Origin of the sequence: Simplicispira metamorpha (assembly GCF_004341365.1) — a bacterium.
In the GTDB taxonomy this organism is placed as follows: Bacteria; Pseudomonadota; Gammaproteobacteria; order Burkholderiales; family Burkholderiaceae_C; genus Simplicispira; species Simplicispira metamorpha.
This window is the reverse complement of record NZ_SLXH01000004.1, coordinates 56,069-77,420: the sequence shown is the minus strand read 5'-3', so window position 1 is coordinate 77,420 and position 21,352 is coordinate 56,069. Positions and strand designations below refer to the sequence as shown.

The 21,352-nt window shown below is 65.6% G+C and carries 20 protein-coding genes; 9 read left to right on the top strand and 11 right to left on the bottom strand.

All coding sequences use genetic code 11. From position 1 onward, the window contains the following. Positions 1-906 carry a DMT family transporter gene (locus EV674_RS03325; protein WP_119012048.1) on the bottom strand — a complete coding sequence of 302 codons (906 nt, stop codon included), beginning with the start codon at positions 904-906 and terminating at the stop codon, positions 1-3. A gap of 107 nt (positions 907-1,013) precedes the next feature. Here EV674_RS03325 and EV674_RS03320 point away from each other — a divergent pair, with 107 nt between their 5' ends. The 3 genes from EV674_RS03320 (at position 1,014) to EV674_RS17885 (ending at position 3,045) form a co-directional block, all read left to right on the top strand. Beyond that, positions 1,014-1,997: a quinone oxidoreductase family protein gene (locus EV674_RS03320; RefSeq protein WP_119011971.1), complete on the top strand. Its 984-nt coding sequence runs from the start codon at positions 1,014-1,016 to the stop codon at positions 1,995-1,997. Then, positions 1,994-2,851 (top strand): NUDIX hydrolase, encoded by an 858-nt coding sequence (locus tag EV674_RS03315; RefSeq protein ID WP_119011970.1) that lies wholly within the window; start codon positions 1,994-1,996, stop codon positions 2,849-2,851. Before EV674_RS03320 ends, EV674_RS03315 begins: the two co-directional genes overlap by 4 nt. A gap of 62 nt (positions 2,852-2,913) precedes the next feature. After that, complete coding sequence (locus EV674_RS17885) at positions 2,914-3,045, top strand: hypothetical protein (RefSeq protein ID WP_279389227.1); 132 nt, start codon at positions 2,914-2,916, stop codon at positions 3,043-3,045. 118 nt (positions 3,046-3,163) lie between these two features. Here the strand turns inward: EV674_RS17885 and EV674_RS03305 are convergent, their stop codons facing one another. The 4 genes from EV674_RS03305 to EV674_RS03290 all read right to left on the bottom strand — a co-directional run bounded on the left by EV674_RS03305 (position 3,164) and on the right by EV674_RS03290 (position 9,427). Continuing rightward, positions 3,164-4,816 carry a Na/Pi cotransporter family protein gene (locus tag EV674_RS03305; RefSeq protein WP_119011969.1) on the bottom strand — a complete coding sequence of 551 codons (1,653 nt, stop codon included), beginning with the start codon at positions 4,814-4,816 and terminating at the stop codon, positions 3,164-3,166. A 96-nt stretch (positions 4,817-4,912) separates the two neighbouring features. Beyond that, a complete protein-coding gene (gene lspA, locus EV674_RS03300) occupies positions 4,913-5,416 on the bottom strand; it encodes a signal peptidase II (RefSeq protein WP_119011968.1) in 504 nt (167 codons plus the stop codon). Next, on the bottom strand, positions 5,417-8,284 hold the full coding sequence (gene ileS, locus EV674_RS03295) for an isoleucine--tRNA ligase (protein WP_119011967.1): 2,868 nt from the start codon (positions 8,282-8,284) through the stop codon (positions 5,417-5,419). It lies immediately after the preceding gene. Positions 8,285-8,392: 108 nt separating this feature from the next. Beyond that, positions 8,393-9,427, bottom strand: a complete 1,035-nt coding sequence (locus EV674_RS03290; RefSeq protein WP_119011966.1) for a bifunctional riboflavin kinase/FAD synthetase — start codon at positions 9,425-9,427, stop codon at positions 8,393-8,395. 181 nt (positions 9,428-9,608) lie between these two features. On the opposite strand from EV674_RS03290, the gene EV674_RS03285 reads away from it, so the two are divergent. Together EV674_RS03285 and EV674_RS03280 are read left to right on the top strand one after the other, a co-directional pair. Then, on the top strand, positions 9,609-10,178 hold the full coding sequence (locus EV674_RS03285; RefSeq protein WP_119012047.1) for an HNH endonuclease: 570 nt from the start codon (positions 9,609-9,611) through the stop codon (positions 10,176-10,178). 84 nt (positions 10,179-10,262) lie between these two features. Beyond that, positions 10,263-11,204: a bestrophin family protein gene (locus EV674_RS03280; RefSeq protein ID WP_119011965.1), complete on the top strand. Its 942-nt coding sequence runs from the start codon at positions 10,263-10,265 to the stop codon at positions 11,202-11,204. Positions 11,205-11,277: 73 nt separating this feature from the next. Here EV674_RS03280 and EV674_RS03275 read toward each other — a convergent pair whose 3' ends face one another. Beyond that, the gene (locus tag EV674_RS03275; protein WP_119011964.1) at positions 11,278-12,585 is read right to left on the bottom strand and encodes a tetratricopeptide repeat protein; all 1,308 of its coding nucleotides are present in this window, start codon (positions 12,583-12,585) and stop codon (positions 11,278-11,280) included. Between the two features lie 78 nt (positions 12,586-12,663). Beyond that, positions 12,664-13,356 (bottom strand): YceH family protein, encoded by a 693-nt coding sequence (locus tag EV674_RS03270; RefSeq protein WP_119011963.1) that lies wholly within the window; start codon positions 13,354-13,356, stop codon positions 12,664-12,666. A 21-nt stretch (positions 13,357-13,377) separates the two neighbouring features. On the opposite strand from EV674_RS03270, the gene purN reads away from it, so the two are divergent. After that, complete coding sequence (gene purN, locus EV674_RS03265; protein WP_119011962.1) at positions 13,378-13,956, top strand: phosphoribosylglycinamide formyltransferase; 579 nt, start codon at positions 13,378-13,380, stop codon at positions 13,954-13,956. 27 nt (positions 13,957-13,983) lie between these two features. Here purN and EV674_RS03260 read toward each other — a convergent pair whose 3' ends face one another. Then, entirely contained in the window at positions 13,984-14,247 is a 264-nt protein-coding gene (locus EV674_RS03260) for a DUF1653 domain-containing protein (RefSeq protein WP_119011961.1), read from the bottom strand. A 97-nt stretch (positions 14,248-14,344) separates the two neighbouring features. Here EV674_RS03260 and EV674_RS03255 point away from each other — a divergent pair, with 97 nt between their 5' ends. Then, positions 14,345-15,667, top strand: a complete 1,323-nt coding sequence (locus tag EV674_RS03255; protein ID WP_119011960.1) for an RsmB/NOP family class I SAM-dependent RNA methyltransferase — start codon at positions 14,345-14,347, stop codon at positions 15,665-15,667. Between the two features lie 81 nt (positions 15,668-15,748). Continuing rightward, positions 15,749-16,966: a DesA family fatty acid desaturase gene (locus EV674_RS03250; protein ID WP_119011959.1), complete on the top strand. Its 1,218-nt coding sequence runs from the start codon at positions 15,749-15,751 to the stop codon at positions 16,964-16,966. A gap of 81 nt (positions 16,967-17,047) precedes the next feature. Here the strand turns inward: EV674_RS03250 and rpmG are convergent, their stop codons facing one another. The 3 genes from rpmG to trxB form a co-directional block, all read right to left on the bottom strand. Beyond that, complete coding sequence (gene rpmG, locus EV674_RS03245; RefSeq protein ID WP_119011958.1) at positions 17,048-17,218, bottom strand: 50S ribosomal protein L33; 171 nt, start codon at positions 17,216-17,218, stop codon at positions 17,048-17,050. 11 nt (positions 17,219-17,229) lie between these two features. Next, positions 17,230-17,463 carry a 50S ribosomal protein L28 gene (gene rpmB / locus EV674_RS03240; RefSeq protein WP_119011957.1) on the bottom strand — a complete coding sequence of 78 codons (234 nt, stop codon included), beginning with the start codon at positions 17,461-17,463 and terminating at the stop codon, positions 17,230-17,232. A gap of 175 nt (positions 17,464-17,638) precedes the next feature. After that, positions 17,639-18,598 carry a thioredoxin-disulfide reductase gene (gene trxB / locus EV674_RS03235; protein ID WP_119011956.1) on the bottom strand — a complete coding sequence of 320 codons (960 nt, stop codon included), beginning with the start codon at positions 18,596-18,598 and terminating at the stop codon, positions 17,639-17,641. Positions 18,599-18,831: 233 nt separating this feature from the next. Between trxB and EV674_RS03230 the strand changes: the two genes are divergently transcribed. Next, a complete protein-coding gene (locus EV674_RS03230) occupies positions 18,832-21,315 on the top strand; it encodes a DNA translocase FtsK (RefSeq protein ID WP_119011955.1) in 2,484 nt (827 codons plus the stop codon). Positions 21,316-21,352 lie beyond the last annotated feature (37 nt).

Sequence of the window (21,352 nt, the reverse complement as noted above, 5' to 3'; positions counted from 1 at the left end):
TCAGCGCCGGGCCGACACCACAATGCCGCCCACGATCAGCACAAACGCTGCGGCGTGGTACAGCCGGGGCATTTCACCCAGAAACGCTGCCGACAGCACTGCCGCAAACAGCGGCGTGAGGTTGGTAAAGAACCCCGCCACCGCTGGGCCAGCGCGCTGCACGCCAATCCCCCAGCTGCGGTAGGCCAGCAGCGCCGGGCAGGTGGCAATGAATGCCAGCGCCGCCGCCAGCGGCCAGCCCCACTGGATGTGCGGGTGCGCCGGGCCCAGCGCCCACTCCACGCTGCTGAAAAGGCCCGACCAGCCCAGCCCAAAAATCAGCTGTGCCATCAAAAACGCCGCCCAATCGCTGCGCACGCTGGCGGGCTCGCGGGTGCGCACCAGCAGCCAGCTGTAAAACGACCAGCCCATGGTGGCCAGCAGCATGAGCAAATCGCCCGGCACGGGGCGCAGCGCAATCAATTGCTGCCATTCGCCCCGGCTGAGCACCAGCAGCACGCCCGCCACCGACAGCAGCGCGCCCAGCAACTGCTGGCGCGTCACGGCTACGCCAAAAAACAGCGCGCCAATGGCCAGCATCCACACCGGCATGCTGGAACCTACCAGCGTCACGTTGATGGGTGTGGACGTTTGCAGTGCCAAGTACAGCAGCGCGTTGTAGCACCCAATGCCCAGCAACCCCAGCAGCGCAAAGCGGCGCCAGTGTGGCCACAGCGCGCTGCCCGGGCGCAGCACGCCATAGGCCCAGGGCAGCAGCAGCAGCCCGGCCAGCAGCCAGCGCAGAAAGTTCAGCGTCATCGGGGGGAGCATCTCGTTCACCATGCGGCCCACCACGGCATTGCCCGCCCACATCAGCGGTGCGGTTACCAGCAGCGCGGCGGTGCCAATTGTCATTTTTTGTGTCATGGCGCCACTGTAGCGATTGCCCTTGCGCTGCGTCGGCAGGGCGTGCAGATCCGTGGCAGGATGCTGGCCCATTGTGTTCGTCCACCCACCGCAGGAGAAACCCACCCATGAGCCTTGCCGTACAAATCCGCCAGCATGGCGGCCCCGAAGAACTCCAGCTCGTCGATGTCACCGTGGGCGCGCCTGGCCCCGGCGAAGTGCGCATCCGCCACCACGCCATCGGGCTGAACTTCATCGACGTGTACCACCGCACCGGCCTGTACCCGCTCACCATGCCCGCCACCATCGGCATGGAAGGCGCCGGTGTGATCGAGGCCGTGGGCGAGGGCGTCACGCACTTGCAGGTGGGCGACCGCGCCGCCTACGCCAGCAACCCGCCCGGCGCCTACTGCGAAGTGCGCGTGATGCCTGCCAAGTGCGTGTGCAAGCTGCCCGACGCCATCAGCTTCGAGACTGGCGCGGCCATGATGCTCAAGGGCCTCACCGCCCAGTACCTGCTGAAAAAGACGCTGCCCGTGCAGGGCCTGCAACCGGGCGACTTTGTGCTGTTCCATGCCGCCGCCGGGGGCGTGGGGCTGATTGCCTGCCAGTGGGCGCGCGCGCTGGGCTTGCAGCTCATCGCCACCGCAGGCACCGATGCCAAATGCCAGTTGGCGCTGGCCAATGGTGCGGCCCACGCGATCAACTACCAAACCGAAGACTTTGCCGCGCGCGTGAAAGACATTACCGGCGGCCAGGGCGTGAAGGTGGTGTACGACTCGGTGGGCAAAGACACCTGGGACAAGTCGCTGGAATGCCTGCGTCCGTTTGGCCTGATGGCCAGCTTTGGCAATGCCTCCGGCCCGGTGCCGCCGTTTGCGCCGGGATCGCTGGGCGCCAAAGGCTCGCTCTACGTCACGCGCCAGACGCTGTTTACCCACATCACCACGCGCGAGTCCACGCAGGCCATGGCCGATGAGCTGTTTGCCGTGGTGGCCAGCGGCCAGGTGCAGATCCACATCGCGCAGCGCTACCCGCTGGCCGATGTGCAACAAGCCCACCGCGACCTGGAAGCGCGCAAAACCACCGGTTCGACGCTGCTCACGCTGTGACGGCGTTGCAACCAAGCCTGTCGTTCAACCAGTGGCTGGTGGGCGCGCGGCAACGGGCGCACCAGCCCGCCCGCCAGCCACGCCAAGCGCTGCGGGTGGCAGGGCAGGTGGTGGGGTCGGTGGCAGCGGGGGTTTTAAGCCAAATCAGCCTCCAGCGCTTATGGGATAAGCGCTATCAGCTATCAAATAGCGAGCATTCTGGTGTGCCTGTGTGGAGCCTGGAACTGGCGCCCGAAGCGCTTTCCGAGGCCACACCCGGCGCCATCACCGATGCCTTGAACACCCTGGCAGCAGCGTTGCGCGACGCAAACCTGTGCGGCCCCTGGCGCAACGAGCAACTGGCGGTGACCAACCTCCAGGGCGACGTGGTGGGCACCGTGGAGCGCGGCGCCGTGCGCGTGCTGGGCATCACCACCTGCGCCGTGCATTTGGTGGGCCTGGCACCCGACGGTCGCATGTGGGTGCAAAAGCGGTCGCTGAACAAGCCCAACGACCCGGGCCTGTGGGACACGCTGATGGGCGGCATGGTCTCGGCCGCCGATTCGTTGTCCCAGGCCCTGGCGCGCGAGACCTGGGAAGAGGCCGGGCTGCACGTGGGCGCCCTGGCCGATGTAGCGCACGGCGGCCATGTGCTGTTCAGCCGCCCCAGCAGCGAGGGCGGCGGCGCGGGCTACATGGTCGAACGCATCGACTGGTTCAGCGCCGTGGTGCCCGAGGGCATGGCGCCCGTGAACCAGGACGGCGAGGTGGACGAGTTTGCGCTGCTACCGTTGGCCGATGTGCGTGCGCAGGTCGCCCAGGGCCTGTTCACGCTGGAAGCCGGTCTGGTGATTGCGGGGTTTCTGGGCCTGTGATTGGCGGGCGGTGCTGGGGCTGCGGCGGCTCTGCCTTCGTCAGATCACAGACGTTGGCCGACGTGGCGCAGCACCGCCTGGTTGGTTTTGACGCAGAAACGCCCTTTTTGCGTGCCACGCAAAAGGCCATGCCCGTCTGGCGGCGCGACCAGTTTGCCGTGCGCAGCGACAGCGACGTGGCGCACGCGGAGTGACGCGGAGGCGGCGTTGCCAGACACCATAGCGATGATTTGCTGCTAAATTGATAGCTGTTAGCGTTTATGGATGAAGCGCTTGAGGCCAAAAAGGCTTGAACTTTTTTGGCGGTGCTTCTCAAGCCTGGTCGGCCATCGCCCGCAGCCGGTTGGGCGCCAGCGCACCGGCCGATTCCAGAATCGGGTAGGCCACCGAGCACAGCAGCGAGTTGATGCGTTTGAGCTCGCTGATCAGGTCAATGTGCAGCGAGCTGGTCTCGATGCTGGGCACCGAGTTGTCTGACAAGCGTGCCAGGTGGGTGGCCGAATACGCATGCTCCAGATCGCGAAAGCGGGCTTTTTCTTCAAGCAGCTTTTGCGCATCGCGCACGCTGCCGTTCAGGAACACGCTCATGGCCAGGCGCAGGTTGTCCAGCAGGCGCGCGTGCAGGTCGTTGATTTCTTCCATGCCAGCTTCAGAGAACTGCAAGCCCTTCTTGATCTTTTTGTCCTCAATGTCGATCAGGATGCGCTCGATGGTGTCGGCCACCTGCTCCATGTTGATGGTGAAGCCGATGATGTCGGCCCAGCGCCGGCCCTCGCGCTCGTCCAGCGCCTCGCGCGGGATTTTGGTCATGTAGTACTTGATGGCCGAGTACAGGCCGTCCACCTGGTCGTCCAGGCGGCGCAGCTCTTGCGAGAGCTTGAGGTCGTCGGTGCGCAAAACGGTGTGGATGCCCTGCAACATCGTCTCTACCACGTCGGCCTGGTGCAGCGCCTCGCGGGCGGCGCACGAAATGGCCAGCGAGGGCGTGGCCAGGGCCGATGCGTCCAGGTGGTGTGGCCGGGTGTCGGTGGCGCTGGCTTCTTCAGCGGGCAGCAGGTGCGCCACCAGCCGCGCTACTGGCTTGGTCAGGCCGATGCACACCACGGCCATGGTGCAGTTGAAGGCCAGGTGAAACAGCACCACCAGCGTGGCATCGCTGGCCACGTAAGGGCGCATGTATTGCAGCCAGGGCGCCGCCAACGGGGCCATCAGCGCCACGCCGGTGATCTTGAACATCAGGTTGCCCAGCGGCACCTGGCGCGTGGCCACGTTGGCGCGCAGTGTGGTCAGCACGGCCAGCAGGCCGCTGCCCAGGTTGGCGCCCAGCACCAGGCCCAGCGCCACAGTGACGGGGATGCCGCCCGAGCCCACCAGCGTGGCCGTGAGCAGCACCGTGGCCAGGCTGGAGTACGACACCAGCGCCAGCAGCGCGCCCATGGTCAGCTCCATGGCCAGATCGCTGGCCAGGGCGCCCAGCAGCGCGCGCACGGTGTCGGACTGCGTGAGCACCGTGGTGGCCTCGGTGATCAGGCGCAGTGCCAGCAGCATCAGGCCCAGCCCGATGAACACGCGCCCCATGCGGCCCACGGTGGTGTCGGGGCGCGGCACGTACAGCACCACGCCGACAAAAATGCACAGCGGCGACAGCCACGACAAATCCAGCGAAAACACCACTGCCATCACGCTGGAGCCCACGTCTGCGCCCAGCATCACGGCCAGCGCCGCAGGCAGCGCGATCAGGCCCTGGCCGACAAAAGAGGACACGATCAGCGCCGTGGCCGTGCTCGACTGCACCACCGCCGTGACGCCCACGCCCGAGAGCGCTGCCGTCACGGGGGTGCGCACGCTGCGCGCAATGATCTGGCGCAGGCTGGCACCAAACACGCGCAAGATGCCGGTGCGCACCAGTTGGGTGCCCCAGACCAGCAGTGCCACTGCGGCCAAAAGATTGAGAAGATGCTTCATGGGTGAGCCGGGCACTATAGCGGCCCAGCCCCCTGGCGGTGGCACCGGCAGGCAATAGCGCACTGGGCAGTGCGCTATTGCGGCCAGCGCGGGCTTTTAGCGGGCGTTGCGCACGCGCAGCAGCTCGTCCAGGATCAGGCAGGCGGCGCCCACGGTGATGGCCGCATCGGCCACGTTGAAGGCCGGAAAGTGCGAGCGGCCCCAGTAAAAGTCCAGAAAATCCACCACGTAGCCGTGCACCATGCGGTCGATGACGTTGCCCACGGCGCCGCCCAGGATGCTGGCCAGTGCAAAGGCAAACAGCTTTTGCTCCGGGTGCTGGCGCAGTTGCCACAGGATGAACAGCGCCGCTGCCACGCCAAAGCCGGTGAACAACCAGCGCTGCCAGCCCCCGGCGTTCGACAGAAACGAGAACGCGGCCCCCGTGTTGTGCGCCCGCACGATGTTGAAAAAACTGGTGATGGGCGTGGCATCGCCCAGCTGGTAGGCGCCCAGGATCAGCGTTTTGGTGAGCTGGTCAGCGACCAGGATCACCAGTGCCCAGCCCAGCCAGGGCCAGATGCTGGCGCTCTTGCTGCCAGAAAAGTCGTTGCGGGCCATTTACGCGTGCGTCCGTGCTTCGCCGCTGCCGTGCAGGTTGCTGGTGCAGCGGCCACAGATGGTGGGGTGGGCGGCATCTTGGCCCACGTCACCGCGGTAGTGCCAGCAGCGCTCGCATTTGGCATCCGAACTGGCTGTAACGCCCGTGTGCAGGGCGCTACCAGCTACTAAATTGATAGTGGATACGATGAACACGAACTTCAGGTCATCGCCCAGGCTGGACAGCAGCGCGTAGTCTTCGGGCGGTACGGTCAGCACCACGTTGGCTTGCAGCGAGGCGCCCACCTGGCCGGCCGCCCGCAGCGCCTCGATGTCTTTGTTGACCACATCGCGGATGGCACGGATGCGCTCCCACTTGGCCAGCAGGCCATCGTCGGGCTGGCCCAGGGCCTGGAATTTCTCGACAAAGATGGATTCGGAGCCGCCAAAAATCTTCCACGCTTCTTCGGCGGTGAAGCTCAGGAACGGCGCCATCCAGCGCAGCATGGCGTGCGTGATCTGGTGCAGTGCGGTCTGGGCGCTGCGCCGCGCCAGGCTCTTGGGCGCGGTGGTGTAGAGGCGGTCTTTGAGCACATCGAGGTAGAAGCCGCCCAGGTCTTCCGAGCAGTACAGCTGCAGCTTGGCGACCACGGGGTGGAACTCATACACCTTGTAGTGCGCCAGGATGTCGTCTTGCAGCTGCGCGGCGCGCGTCAGGGCGTAGCGGTCGATTTCCAGCAGCTGGTCGAACGGCACGGCGTCCTGGGCCGGGTCAAAGTCGCTGACGTTGGCGAGCAAAAAGCGCAACGTGTTGCGGATGCGGCGGTAGGCATCGACCACGCGGGCCAGGATTTTGTCGTCGCCAGCGATGTCGCCCGAGTAGTCAGAGGCGGCCACCCACAGGCGGATGATTTCGGCGCCCAGCTTTTTGTTGATGTCTTGCGGGTCGATGCCGTTGCCCAGCGACTTGCTCATCTTGCGGCCCTGGCTGTCCACCGTGAAGCCGTGCGTCAGCAGGCCGCGGTAGGGCGCGCGGCCTTCCAGCGCCGATGCCAGCAAGAGCGAGCTGTGGAACCAGCCCCGGTGCTGGTCGTGGCCTTCGAGGTAGAGATCGGCCTCGGGGCCGCTGTCGTGGTGTACGCCGGGGTGCGTGCCGCGCAGCACATGGCTGAAGGTGGAGCCAGAGTCGAACCACACTTCCAGGATGTCGGTGCTCTTGGTGTAGTGCGGGGCATCTTGCGCGCCCAGAATGTCTTCGACGCTGACGCGGCTCCAGGCCTCGATGCCGCCTTGCTCGACGATGTTGGCGGCCTGGTCCAGGATTTCCATGGTGCGCGGGTGCAGTTCGCCCGAGTCTTTGTGCAAAAAGAACGGGATGGGCACGCCCCAACTGCGCTGGCGCGAGATGCACCAGTCGGGCCGGTTGGCAATCATGTCTTTGAGGCGGGCCTTGCCGTTTTCAGGGTAGAAGCCGGTGTGCTCAATGGCCTTGAGGGCGGTCTGGCGCAGTGTCTCGGGGGCTTTGTCGGTGGTGAACACGCCCTCGCCCTCGTCCATGCGGATGAACCACTGGGCGGCGGCGCGGTAAATCACCGGCGTTTTATGGCGCCAGCAGTGCGGGTAGCTGTGGGTGATGGTCTCGGTGGCCATCAGGCGGTTGGCCGTGCGCAGTGTCTCGATGATGACCGGGCAGGCTTTCCAGATGTGCTGGCCGCCAAACAGCGCAAAGTCGGGGGCGTAGCAGCCGTTGCCCTGCACCGGGTTAAGGATGTCGTCGTACTTCATACCGTGCGCTACGCAGGAGTTGAAGTCGTCCACCCCGTAGGCGGGCGCCGAATGCACGATGCCGGTGCCATCGCTGGCGGTGGCGTAGTCGGCCAGGTACACGGGCGACAGACGCTGGTAGCCGTAGCTGCCATCCTCGCTGGCCACGTCGTACAGCGGGTGCTGGAACTCCAGGCCACCCAGCTTTTCACCGGCCACGGTGGCCAGCACCGTAAAGCTGTCCATGCCCCAGCGCTTCATGCAGGACTCGACCAGCGTGGCGGCGACGATGAACAGGCCGCGTTCTGTATCGACCAGCGCGTAGGGCAGCTCGGGGTTGAGGTTGAGCGCCTGGTTGGCGGGAATCGTCCAGGCGGTGGTCGTCCAGATGACGGCAAAGGCGTCTTTGCCCAGCGCGGGCAGGCCAAAGGCGGCGGCCAGCTGCGCTTTGTCGTGGGCTTTGAAGGCCACGTCCAGCGTCTGGCTTTGCTTGTCCTGGTACTCGATTTCAAACTCGGCCAGCGAGCTGCCGCAGTCAAAGCACCAATAGACGGGTTTCAGGCCACGGTAGACAAAGCCGCGCTCGATGACGCGCTTGAAGGCGCGGATTTCGCCCGCCTCGTTGGCGAAATTCATGGTTTTGTAGGGGTTGTCCCATTCGCCCAGCACGCCCAGGCGTTGAAAGTCGGCCATTTGCTGCGCGATTTGTTCGGTGGCGTAGGCACGGCTTTTGGCCTGCATGTCGTCGCGGCTGAGGTTGCGGCCATGTTTCTTTTCAATGGCGTTTTCGATGGGCAGGCCGTGGCAGTCCCAGCCGGGCACGTACAGCGCGTCAAAGCCCTCCAGCTGGCGCGCCTTGACGATCATGTCCTTCAGGATTTTGTTGACGGCGTGGCCCATGTGGATCTGGCCGTTGGCGTAGGGCGGGCCGTCGTGCAGGATGAACTTGGGCGCGCCCTGGCGGGCCGAGCGCAGGCGTTTGTACAGACCGGTGTCGTTCCATTCCTTGACCCAGCCGGGCTCACGCTTGGGCAGATCGCCGCGCATGGGGAAGGGGGTGTCGGGCAGGTTCAGGGTGCTGCGGTAGTCGGCAGCGGCGGGGCTGGTGTTTTGCGTGTCGGACATGGCGAATGCTTCGGGGGGAGTGCGGGGGCAGGCTGGGCGCCAGACGCCAAAGCGCCCGGCGGGCCGTGAAGGGGTGGGAGGATGTTGGCGGCGGGCGGCGCCAACGCGTCAAATTCGGTCGCGCGTGGTCTGGCGGCGGGTTTCGGCGTGGGCGGCGAACCACGCACGCGCATCGGCGCAGTCGCGGGCGATGCCGGCGGTGAGGGCGTCGAGGCTGTCGTATTTCAGCTCGTCGTGCAGTTTGTGCAGCAGTTCCACGCGGATGATTTTACCGTAGGCCCCTTCGGAGCCCAGGTGTGCGGGCCAGTCCAGGCAGTGGGTTTCCAGCAGCACGCGGCCACCGTTGGCATCGTTGGGATCGAGCGAGGGGCGGATGCCCAGGTTGGCCACGCCTTCCAGCGCTTGTTCGTCCAGGCCGTGGACGCGCACGGCAAAAATGCCGCTGGCCGCAGGCTTCCAGTGGGCAAAGCGCAGGTTCAGGGTGCGAAAACCGTCGTGGGCCCCGGCGCTGCGCTCGCCCAGGGCGCGCCCCAGTTTGCGCCCATGCACCACGTGGCCCGAGATGGTGTAGGGCCGCCCCAGCAACTGCGCTGCGTCTTGCATGCGCCCGCTGCCCAGAGCATCGCGCACGGCAGAACTGGAGACGCGCAGGCCATGCACTTCGTAGCTGTTCATGCGCGCCACGTCAAAGCCGTGGGCCTGTCCGGCAGCGTCCAGCATGGCGTAGTCGCCCGCGCGCTGGCGGCCAAAGCGGAAGTCATCGCCCACCAGCACGTAGCGCGCGCCCAGGCCCTGCACCAGCACTTCGTCGATGAAGGCCTGGGGCGACTGCGCGGCCAGGCGTGCGCCAAAGGGCAGCACCACGGTCTGGCGCACGCCGCAGCGCTCCAGCTCGGTGAGCTTGTCGCGCAGGGTGCCGATGCGCGCGGGGGCCAGATCGGGCTTGTTCAGCGCGGCGGCAAAGTAGTCGCGCGGGTGGGGCTCGAAGGTCAGCACGCAGCTGTCCACACTGCGGTGGCTGGCTTCGTTTTGCAAGAGCGCCAGCATGGCCTGGTGGCCCCGGTGAACACCGTCGAAATTGCCAATCGTCACGGCGCAGGCGCTGGCAATGCCGGGGTGGTGGAAGCCGCGAAAAATCTTCATGAGTTGTTATCTTTTTAATAGCGCATGGCGCACAGCCATCAAGCGCCAGAGGCCGATTTGACTTGAAAAAAGCGTATATTGTGACGCAGCCCATGCAGTGCGCCTGTCGCCTGCGTGGGCTGTCCAGACAGTCCGCGTGGCGTTCCTTCCTTGTCTGCAGCGTTGTTCCAGGAGGTCAGTGGTGAAGGTCTTGAAGCTTTCGGCACAGGGTGTGCCCCAGTCATGGATATCGCTGGAGCAGGCTGTCATCCACAGCGCTGCGGGCGATGTGCGCTGGGTGGCAGGCAGCGAGGTGGCGGTGTTCCACGGCGGGCACAACGCCATCACCGGGCTGCAGTCGGTCATCACCGTCCACAGCATCATCGGCACCCGGGGCGTGCCGGGCATCAACCCCTTTGACATCCAGCCCGCGCTGGCCAACAGCAAACTGTTTGCCCGCGACCGCTGCATCTGCGCGTACTGCGGCGGGCATTTTGACGAGTACAGCCTCACGCGCGAGCACATCGTGCCGCTGGCACAAAAGGGCGCCGACCACTGGATGAACGTCGTCACCGCCTGCCGCCCCTGCAACCACCGCAAAGGCCCGCGCACCCCCGAGCAGGCGCACATGCCGCTGCTTTACGCGCCTTACGTGCCCAGCCTGTGGGAGGACTTCATCTTGCGCAACCGCCGCATCCTGACCGACCAGATGGAGTTCCTGATGGCCCATGTGCCCAAATCTTCGCGCTTGCTGGATGCGCTGGACTGCTAAAAAACCCTGGGCCTGGGCCTTTCGGTGGGGTCGGGGCTGTGGTCAAATCAGGGTTTACCCTTAAATGCCATCGGTGTTCTCCGCATGATTGTTCGTGATCGCCCCTCGGGGCTGCGCTTGTTTCTGGTGCTGCGGGGGTCTGTGTTGCAGCGCATCCGCCTGACCTTGCTGCTCAATACCTTGCTGGCCACGCTGGTCACGCTGGCGCATGGCAACCTGTTCACCGTGAAGATCACGCTCACGGCCATCCCGTTCACGCTGATTGGTTTGCCGCTGGCGATTTTTCTGGGGTTTCGCAACACCACCGCCTACGACCGCTACTGGGAGGCGCGCAAACTCTGGGGCGAGCTGGTGCTGCGCATGCGCAGCCTCTCGCGCCAGTGCCAAAGCCTGATCCAGCTGCCCCAGCCCATCGACCCGCTGGCGCGCGACAGCGACGTGCGCGTGCGCATGGTGCACCGCTGCATTGCCTTTGCCCACGCGCTGCGCTTGCAACTGCGCGGCCAGAAGGACGATGGCACCCTGGAGCGCTGGACGACGGCAGCCGAGTTTGCGCAAATCCGCAGCGTCCGCAGCCCTGCCGACGCGCTGATGCTGGCCATGGGCCGCGACCTGGGCGAGTGCGTGCGCCAAGGCCACATCGCCCCCAGCCTGGCCGTGCCCATCGACCAGACGCTGTCGGCCCTGACAGCGGCAGCGGCCTCGTGCGAGCGCATCAAGCACACGCCGATTCCGTTTTCGTACACGCTGCTGCTGCACCGCACGGCCTACATGTACTGCTTTTTGCTGCCCTTTGGCCTGGTGGACACCACGGGGTTCATGACGCCGTTTGTCGTGGCCATCGTGGCCTACACCTTCTTTGGCCTGGATGCCCTGGGCGATGAAATCGAAGAGCCGTTCGGGCTGGAGAGCAACGACCTGCCCCTCGATACGCTGTGCCGCAGCATTGAAATATCGCTGCGCGAATCCTTGGGTGAAACCGATCTGCCTGAGCCGCTACAGCCGGTCAATTTCCGCCTGACCTGAAAGCACACCGGCCCGCCAGCGTGGTGCGGGCGGGCCGGTGTGTGCGCACAACGTCGGGCGCGGGGCCGTGTGCTCAGGCGCCCTTGTGCGCCACCACCACAAAGCCGTGGACGGGGGCGTGGTTCTCGTGGCGCAGCACGGTGTCTTCGATGGTGACGTCAACGCCGGCCGCTTGGCACAGCGCCTCGACGTGGCTGTGCCGGTGGGCGTAGCGGCCCGTGGCTTGCAGCACCAGGTCGGGGCCGTCCTCGGGGGCGGCTTCGCACGAGAAAATCAGGTGGCCGCCGGGGGTCAGAATGCGCAGCGCATCGGCCAGGGCGGCGCTGATGTCGCCGGTGTAGATGAACACATCCAGCGCCGTGATCACCTGGTAGAGCGCATCGGGCGTGTCTTGCAGCGCGTCCAGCAGGTTGACGTGGTGGAAGCGGTCGTACACGCCGTGGCGGGCGGCTTGTTCGATCATGCCCTTGGAGATGTCCACGCCAATCAGAAAGCCGTCGATGCGCCCCAGGTACACGCCCAGCAACCCGGTGCCGCAGCCCAGGTCAAGGATGTTGAGCTTTTTGTCCGGGTGCAGGGCGGTGATTTTTTCTGCCACTTGTTTGGGCAGCTGGTACTTCAGGGTGCGCACCATGTGCAGGTCGTAGAACTCGGCCATGTCATCGAACAGGCCGCGGCTCAGTTCGGCGGGCTGGTGCGCGGGCGTGGCGCCGTGGGCCAGCGCGTTGTAGTAGGCATAGACCGAATCACCCGGTGCCAGCGCCAGCAGGGCGGTGGTGTCGGGCAGGGCGCGGGCTGCCTGGCCTTGGGCCACGTGGGTTTGCACCCGGCCCATCAGCGCCTGGGTGTCTTGCGGGTTTTCTTCGATCAGGGCGCTCCACACCGCAATGGCCTCGTCGTACTGCGCCAGGCTGCTCAGGTCGCGTGCCAGCGTGCGGCGCAGCGTGGCGTCGCCCGGCACCAGCGTCAGGCCCCGGCGCAGGTGGCGCACGGCCATGTCCAGGTGGCCCGCGCGGTGGGCGATATCGACCACACCGGCCAGCACCCGCAGGTTGCTGGGCTCCACCTGGGCGACTTTTTCTGCCGTGGCGATGGCCTTGTCGAACTGGTTTTGCCGCGCTTGCAGCAAGGCCAGTTCCAGCAGGCCCGGGCCCCAGTCGGGTGCCAGCGTGACGGCGCGTTGCAGCGCATCAAACGCGCCGGGGATGTTGCCGGATTTTTCCGCCATCACCCCCGCCAGCACGAACACACGCGGGTCGTTGGGCGCTTGTTTTTGTGCTTTGTTCAGCGTCTGTGCGGCGTTTTTCAGGTCGCCTTTGGCGATCTGTTCGCGCGCAAGGTGCAGGTGTTTCAGGTTGGGGTCGGTGGCGGTGGCGCTCATGTCGGACAAATAGGGTTGCGAACGTTGCGTGGTGGCCAGGGGCCGGGGCGCGGGTTCGGGTAGAAGAAAAGCCCGCCATTATCCTTGCGCTGCTTCGCCGGGCGCGGGCTCCACGCCCAGCTCGGCGCACAGGCGCTGCACGGTGGCTTGCAGGGCGGCGACCTGGGCTTCCAGGCTTTCCACGCGCGCTTGCAGGGCCGGGCTGCCTGCGCTGGCGCTGCTGGGGGCGTTGCCCAGCAGGGCGCTGGCATCGACCGGGCCACACAGCAAATGCGCCCAGCGCTGCTCACGCGCACCGGGGGCGCGGGGCAGTTGCACGACCAGCGGGCCGCCTTTTTCGGGGCTGCGCTCTTGCAGCTCGTCCAGGAAGGCTTCGACCGAGGAGATGTCGGCAAAGCGGTACCAGCGCTCGGCGTTGATGCGCAGCTCGCCCGCCGTTTGCGGGCCGCGCAGCATCAAGAGGCCCAGCAGCACGGCAGACTGCTCGGGCACGCCCACGCCGCGCTGGAAGTTGTGCTCCCAGCGCGTGGTGCGTCCGCCGCTGGCTTCATGCACCAGCGACAGGTATTTCAGCTCATCCAGCGCTTCTTGCGCTTGGGCGTCGCTGACGTTCATCACCGGGTCGCGGGTGGTTTTCTGGTTGCAGCCCAGCACCAGGGTGTTGAGGGTGAGCGGGTAGCTGTCGGGCACGGTGCGGGCTTTTTCCATCAGCGTGGCCAGAACGCGCGCTGCGATGAGGCTCAGGGGGCGGGTGGTGGGGTCAAAGGGCATGGCAGGGATAATTCCGGTCAAATGAAAAATATCGTGATTCTGATTTCAGGCGGCGGCTCGAACATGGCGGCCATTGTGCGGGCAGCGCAGCAACAAGACTGGGCGCAGCGCCTGGGCGTGCGGGTGGCGGCCGTCATCAGCAACAAAGCCGATGCCAAAGGGCTGGAGCTGGCCCGCGCGCAGTGCATTGCCACCGAGGTGCTGGACCACAAGCAGTTTGCCAGCCGCGAGGCTTTTGACACTGCGCTGGCCGCGCTGATCGACCAGTACGACCCCGCGCTGGTGGTGCTGGCAGGCTTCATGCGCATCTTGTCGCCAGGGTTTGTGGCGCACTACGAAGGGCGGCTGACCAACATCCACCCCTCGCTGCTGCCCGCTTTTACCGGCCTGCACACGCACCAGCGCGCCATTGACGCGGGCTGCAAGTTTGCCGGTGCCACCGTGCATCTGGTCACTGCCGAGCTGGACGTGGGCCCCATCCTCGATCAGGCCGTGGTGCCCGTGCTGCCCCAGGACACCGCCGACACGCTGGCCGCGCGCGTGCTCTCGCAAGAGCACCTGATCTACCCGCGCGCGATTGCGAATTTGCTATCTAAATAATAGCTGCTAGCGCATACCAGACGGGCGCTAGAGGCTATTTTTGCTTTCAATGATTTCGCCAGCCACCGGGGCAAAGCGTGCCTGGGGTTGGCCGTTGACCTGCACGGTTTCCAGAAACATGGCGGCGGGGCGCACCCACAGCCCCTGGTCGCCATACAGTGCGCGGTACACCACCATGGCCTCGCGCGTTTCACTGTGGCGGGCGGTGGCCACCACTTCATAGCGCTGGCCTTTGTAATGCCGGTACAGGCCGGGCGGGATGGTGGTCAGTGGAGGCAAGTCGTCGTGCATGGGGCGCTGGCGGGGGGCAAGGTAAAAAGCGCCAGCATAAGCCGCCGCAGCGCAGGACAATGCCCGCTGGCCTGCCCACAATGGGACAATCGCGCCCATGCATCCCAACGCCCTTATCGAAGCCTGCGCCGAACTCGTGCGGCTCACCCTGACTTTTGAACACCCTGCCGACGCCGTGGTGTCGCGTTTTTTCCGCGACCACCGGGGTCTGGGCCAGCGCGAGCGCGCTGCGCTGGCAGAAACCGTTTACACGGTGCTGCGCAAAAAACTGCTGTTTGACCACATGGCGCCTTCGGGCTCCGGCCCCAAGGAGCGGCGCTTGGCCATCCTGGGCTACGCCCACTGGCAAGACGAAGAAGCCCGGCGCAGCAACCCGCAAGCCGTGCACGGCCCGCGCGAGTTTTTGCGCGGCGCCTTGAACGACCGCGAAAAGCAGTGGCTCGACGCTTGCGACGCCGTGCGCCCCGATGAGCTGCTGGAGCGCCACCGCCACAACCTGCCCGAGTGGCTGGCCCAGCCGCTCAAAGCCCAGCTGGGCGACGGCTTCTGGCCGCTGGTGCAGGCGCTGTCGTCCAGCGCACCGCTGGACTTGCGCGTCAACGTTTTGAAAGAAAAACGGCCTGAAGTGCAGAAGGAGCTTGCGCAAGCAGCTATCAAATCAGTAGCGACGCCGTACTCGCCTTGGGGCCTGCGCGTCGAGGGCAAGCCCGCTCTGGCCAAGCTGCCCGCGTTTGTGCGCGGCGCCATCGAAGTGCAGGACGAAGGCTCGCAACTGCTGGCACTGCTGCTGGACGCCAAGCGTGGCGAGATGGTGGTGGACTTTTGCGCAGGCGCCGGTGGCAAGACGCTGGCCGTGGGCGCCACCATGCGCAGCACCGGGCGGCTGTACGCCTTTGACGTGTCGGGCCACCGGCTCGATGCGCTCAAGCCACGGCTGGCGCGCAGCGGGCTGTCCAACGTCCATCCGGCGGCCATCGCCCATGAGCGTGATGAGCGCGTCAAGCGCCTGAGCGGCAAGATCGATCGGGTGTTGGTCGATGCGCCGTGCTCGGGCCTGGGCACGCTGCGGCGCAACCCCGACCTGAAATGGCGCCAGTCGCCCAACGCGGTGCAGGAGTTGCAGGTCAAGCAGGCGGCCATCCTGGCCAGCGCCGCGCGCCTGGTCAAGCCCGGCGGGCGCCTGGTGTATGCCACTTGCAGCGTGCTGCCCGAAGAAAACGAGCGCATCGCTGAAGCCTTTGCCGCTGCCCACCCCGACTTTGTGGCGATGGATGCGGGCGAGACGCTGGCCCAGCTGAAGGTGGAGGGCGCGGCCAGCCTGTGCAGCGGCGGCGACACGGGCAGCCTGTACCTGCGCCTGTGGCCCCATGTCCACCACACTGACGGCTTCTTTGCCGCCGTCTGGACGCGCAAGCCATAAAACCGGCCCGCCACTAGAATCGCCGCTTTGCCCCCGTGCCGGGGGCGTTGTAGCGGCGATGCGCCGGGGGGCTGGTAGGGTATGTTGTTTTTTGAGGGGGCTGCCGCAAGCGCAGCCATCGATTGGTTGGCCCAGGGTGTGCTGCGCCTGTCCTGGTGGCAAACCGTGTTGTGGGCGCTGGGCCTGACGCACATCACCATCGCATCGGTGACGATTTTTCTGCACCGCTCCCAGGCGCACCGCTCGCTGGATTTGCACCCGGTGCCAGCGCACTTCTTCCGCTTCTGGCTGTGGCTCACCACCTCCATCGTCACCCGCGAGTGGGTGGCCATCCACCGCAAGCACCACGCCAAGTGCGAAACCCCCGATGACCCGCACAGCCCGCAAACGCGTGGCCTCAAAACCGTGCTGTGGCGCGGTGCCGAGCTGTACCGCGCCGAGGCTGAAAGACCCGATACCCTGGCCAAGTTTGGCCGCGGCACACCCGACGATTGGCTGGAGCGCCATGTCTATACGCGCCGCGCCTCCTGGGGCATTGCGCTCATGCTGCTGATCGACGTGGCGTTGCTGGGCGTGGCCGGTCTGGCCGTGTGGGCGGTGCAGATGGCCTGGATTCCGTTCTGGGCGGCGGGCGTGGTCAATGGCCTGGGGCATTTCTGGGGTTACCGCAACTTCGAGGCGCCTGACGCCAGCACCAACCTCTCGCCCTGGGGCATCCTGATCGGTGGCGAAGAGCTGCACAACAACCACCACACCTACCCCACATCGGCCAAGCTCTCGGTCAAGCCGTACGAGTTCGATCTGGGCTGGACTTATATCTGCCTGCTGCAAAAGCTGGGCTGGGCCAGCGTGAAAAAGGTGGCGCCACGCCTGAAGTTGGGCGCCATCAAACCCGTGGCCGATGAAAAAACCCTGGAGGCGTTGATAGCGCACCGCTACGAGGTCATGGCCGGTTATGCGCGCGGCGTTCGCCAAGCCTGCCAGGACGAGATGGCGGCGTTGCAGGCGCGCCAGGCCGATGTATCGGTGCTGCGGGCGGCAAGGCGCTGGTTGCACCGCGATACCGAGCAGGTGCCGCGTGCGGTACTGCCACACCTGGCCCAGGTGCGTGCGGCCCACCCGGTGCTCGACCAGATGGTCACCATGCGCGAGGAACTGCGCCAGCTGTGGCTCAACACCTCGCATTCTCGCGAGCAGCTCACCGCCGATTTGCAGGCCTGGTGCCAGCGTGCCGAGGCCAGCGGCATTACGGCGCTGCGCGAGTTCTCACTGCGCTTGCGCGCCGCCCAGCCGGTGTGAGGGCGCAGGGCAGGCCCCCTGCGCGCACAAAAAAACCGCCGGGCTTGCGCCGGGCGGTTTTTTTGCGGGCAATGCGCTGAATTACTTCAGCTTCATTTCCTTGTAGTCCACGTGCTTGCGAGCTTTGGGATCAAATTTCTTGATCAGCATCTTCTCGGGCATGGTCTTCTTGTTTTTGGTGGTGGTGTAGAAATGACCCGTGCCTGCAGTCGATTCCAACTTGATCTTGTCGCGTCCGCCTTTGGTTGCCATGGTGGTTCTCCTTAAGCCTGGCCGCGTGCACGCAGGTCTGCGAGCACCGATTCAATACCGTTCTTGTCGATCAAACGCAGGGCAGCGCTCGAAACACGCAGGCGCACCCAGCGGTTTTCGCTCTCAACCCAGAAACGGCGGTATTGCAGGTTCGGCAGGAACCGGCGCTTGGTTTTGTTGTTGGCGTGGGAAACATTGTTCCCGACCATGGGCTTCTTGCCCGTGACTTCACATACGCGTGCCATGAGGACACTCCGATATTTTGAACGGCCCCCAGCAGCGCTGGTGGCCTCACCTCGCCATTGAAGGGTGGCGGTAACCCGAATTTGCCTGTAGCCCCAAGCTGCCCCAGGGCCCTGATTCAAACGCCCCCAAAAGAGCGCAGCCAGTTTTGGCAAAGCCGCAGATTATAGCCTGCGCTCAGGCGCCAGCGCCTTGCTCCAGAAAACGCTGGGCGTCCAGCGCCGCCATGCAGCCCGTGCCGGCGCTGGTGATGGCCTGGCGATAAACGTGGTCTTGCACGTCGCCAGCGGCAAAAATGCCGGGCACGCTGGTTTGCGTGGCAAAGCCCTTGAGCCCGCCCTGCGTGACGATGTAGCCGTTTTCCAGCGCCAGCTGGCCCTGGAAGATGTCGGTGTTGGGCGCATGGCCGATGGCGATAAAGCAGCCTTGCAGTGCAATGTCCTGCGTGCTGCCGTCTTGCGTGCTTTGGATGCGGATGCCGGTCACGCCGCTTTGGTCGCCCAGCACTTCTTGCAGCGTGTGGAAGGTTTTGAGCTCAATCTTGCCGGCTGCCACTTTTTCCATCATCTTGTCGATCAGGATGGGCTCGGCCTTGAACTTGTCGCGCCGGTGTACCAGCGTGACCTTGCGCGCGATGTTGGACAGGTACAGGGCTTCTTCTACCGCTGTGTTGCCGCCGCCGACCACGCACACGTCCTGGTCGCGGTAGAAGAAGCCGTCGCAGGTGGCGCAGCCCGAGACACCCCGGCCCATGAACGCCTCTTCAGAGGGCAGGCCCAGGTACTTGGCCGAGGCCCCCGTGGCGATGATGAGCGAATCGCAGGTGTAGGTGCCGCTGTCGCCGGTGAGCGTGAAGGGGCGCTGGCTGAAATCGACCTGGTTGATGTGGTCAAAAATGATTTGCGTCTTGAAGCGTTCGGCGTGCTGCAAAAAGCGCTCCATCAGCGCCGGGCCTTGCACGCCATGCACGTCGGCAGGCCAGTTGTCCACCTCGGTGGTGGTGGTGAGTTGCCCGCCCTGGGCCATGCCGGTGATGAGCACCGGGTTGAGGTTGGCGCGTGCGGCGTAGATGGCGGCGGTGTAGCCGGCAGGGCCGGAGCCGAGGATGAGGACTTTGGCGTGGGTGGTGGTGGACATGGTGCAGACTCGCTGAAAGTGCGCCGGGGCGCGTTCCAAAACCGCAAGTATTAACCAACTGCTGCTGCTGGCCGGTGCTGGCCCCAGGCATGGCCGCCGTGGAAAAGGGCCATGTGAGGCCAAGGCGGCCCCATTTTGCAAGCAGGTGTTGCAAGCGCTGCGCTGGCAGCGGCGGGCAGGGGGCCTGCCGGGTTTTGCAGGGAGTGCTTGGGGTAAGCTTCGCCCGCACGCCCATGACCTACTCTTTCAATACCCTGAACGCTTCTCCCCCTGGCAAGTCTGCACTGCGCATCGGCGTGGCCCGTTTTGGCCACGAGGTGGCCTTGGTGGTGGGCTTGCTGGCCCTGGTTTTCTGGCTGATGGCATTGCTCAGCTACTCTCCCCAAGACATGGCCTGGTCCACCTCCGGCACAGGCGACGCACTGGTGCGCAACCGCGTGGGGCGCCTGGGCGCATGGCTGGCCGATGCCAGCTACTTTGCCCTGGGCTTTTCCGTGTGGTGGTGTGTGGCCGTCAGTGTGTATGTCTGGCTGGGATCGCTGGCGCACTGGATGCGCGGTGGCGCAGCGGGCACTTCTGCGGCGCTGCCAGTGCCCGATGTGCTGGCGCGCCGGGCCTTGTTCTGGGCCGGGCTGGCGCTGCTGTTGTGCGCCAGCTGCGCACTGGAGTGGTCGCGCATGTACCGCTTTGAGACGCTTTTGCCCGGCCACGCGGGCGGTGTGCTGGGCTACACCCTGGGCCCGGCCACCATGAAGTGGCTGGGCTTTACCGGCTCGGGCATCGTCGGCATTGTGCTGGCCGTGGTGGGCGCGGCGCTGGTGTTCCGCTTCTCCTGGGGCCAGGTGGCCGAGGCCCTGGGCGCCCGCCTGGACGCGCTGGTGCAGTTTGGGCGCCTGCGCCGCGAAGTAGCCAAAGACCTGGCCGAAGGCAAGCGCGCAGCACGCCTGCGCGAAGAAGTGGTGCAGGAAGAGCGCACCGAGCTGCAAGAGCACCATCCCCAGCCGCTGCAAATCATTGAACCCCCGCAGGTCGAACCCGCGCGGCCCCAACCTGCACCGGCCCCTGCCAAGGCCGCCCCCGCCAAAGCAGCGCGTGCGGAAACCATCCGCACCGAGCCAGTGTTTACCGACCCCGTGCTGCACGATGCACCCCTGGCCGACCCGGCGCGCCCCGGCGCTGCGGCGCCCGCGCCCGCTCCCGCCAGAGCGCGCGCCGTACCAGAGTCCAGCCGCAGCCTGGGCGGCCTGCCCCAGGTGACGCTGCTGGACAGCCCGCCCCCGCGCCAGGAAAACGTGGCGCCCGAGACGCTGGAGATGACCAGCCGCCTGATCGAGAAAAAACTCAAGGACTTTGGCGTCGAAGTGCGCGTGGTGGCCGCCATGCCCGGCCCGGTGGTCACGCGCTACGAGATCGAGCCTGCCACGGGCGTGAAGGGTTCGCAGATTGTGGGCTTGGCCAAAGACCTGGCGCGCTCGCTCAGTCTGGTGTCCATCCGCGTGGTCGAGACCATTCCCGGCAAAAACTACATGGCGCTGGAGTTGCCCAACGCCAAGCGCCAGACCATCAAGCTCAGCGAGGTGCTGGGCTCGCAGGTGTACCACGATGCCCCCTCCCTGCTCACCATGGGCCTGGGCAAAGACATCGTGGGCAACCCGGTGGTGGCCGATCTGGCCAAGATGCCCCATGTGCTGGTGGCGGGCACCACGGGCTCGGGCAAATCGGTGGGTATCAACGCCATGATTTTGTCGTTGCTCTACAAGGCCGACCCCTGCGATGTGCGCCTTTTGATGATCGATCCCAAGATGCTGGAAATGTCGGTCTATGAGGGCATTCCACACCTGCTGGCGCCGGTGGTCACCGACATGAAACAGGCTGCCCACGGCCTGAATTGGTGCGTGGCCGAGATGGAGCGCCGCTACAAACTCATGAGCAAGCTGGGCGTGCGCAACCTGGCGGGCTACAACCAGAAAATCGACGAGGCCGCCGCGCGCGGGGAGTTCATCTACAACCCCCTGAGCCTCACGCCCGAATCGCCCGAGCCGCTGGACAGGCTGCCGCACATCGTGGTCGTCATCGACGAGCTGGCCGACCTGATGATGGTGGTGGGCAAAAAAATCGAAGAACTCATCGCCCGCCTGGCACAAAAAGCGCGCGCTGCGGGCATCCACCTGATTTTGGCCACGCAGCGCCCCAGCGTGGACGTGATCACGGGTCTGATCAAGGCCAACATCCCCACGCGCATTGCCTTCTCGGTGGGCTCCAAAATCGACAGCCGCACCATCCTCGACCAGATGGGCGCCGAAGCGCTGCTGGGCATGGGCGACATGCTCTACATGGCCAGCGGCACCGGCCTGCCGGTGCGCGTCCACGGCGCTTTTGTGTCGGACGATGAAGTCCACCGTGTGGTCAGCTACCTCAAATCCCAGGGTGAGCCCGATTACATCGACGGCGTGCTCGACGGCGGCGTGGTCGATGGCGACAGTGACGGTGCAGGCGAGGGCGGTGGTGAGGGCGGCGAAAAAGACCCTCTGTACGACCAGGCCGTGGAGGTGGTGCTCAAAGACCGCAAGGCCAGCATCTCTTACGTGCAGCGCAAACTGCGCATTGGTTACAACCGCTCGGCGCGTTTGCTCGAAGATATGGAGAACGCGGGTTTGGTCAGCGCCCTGACCAGCAGCGGCCAGCGCGAGGTGCTGGTGCCCGCGCGCAGCGAATAGCCTGTCACCGCAGCGCCGGTTCTGCGGCCCCCTATGG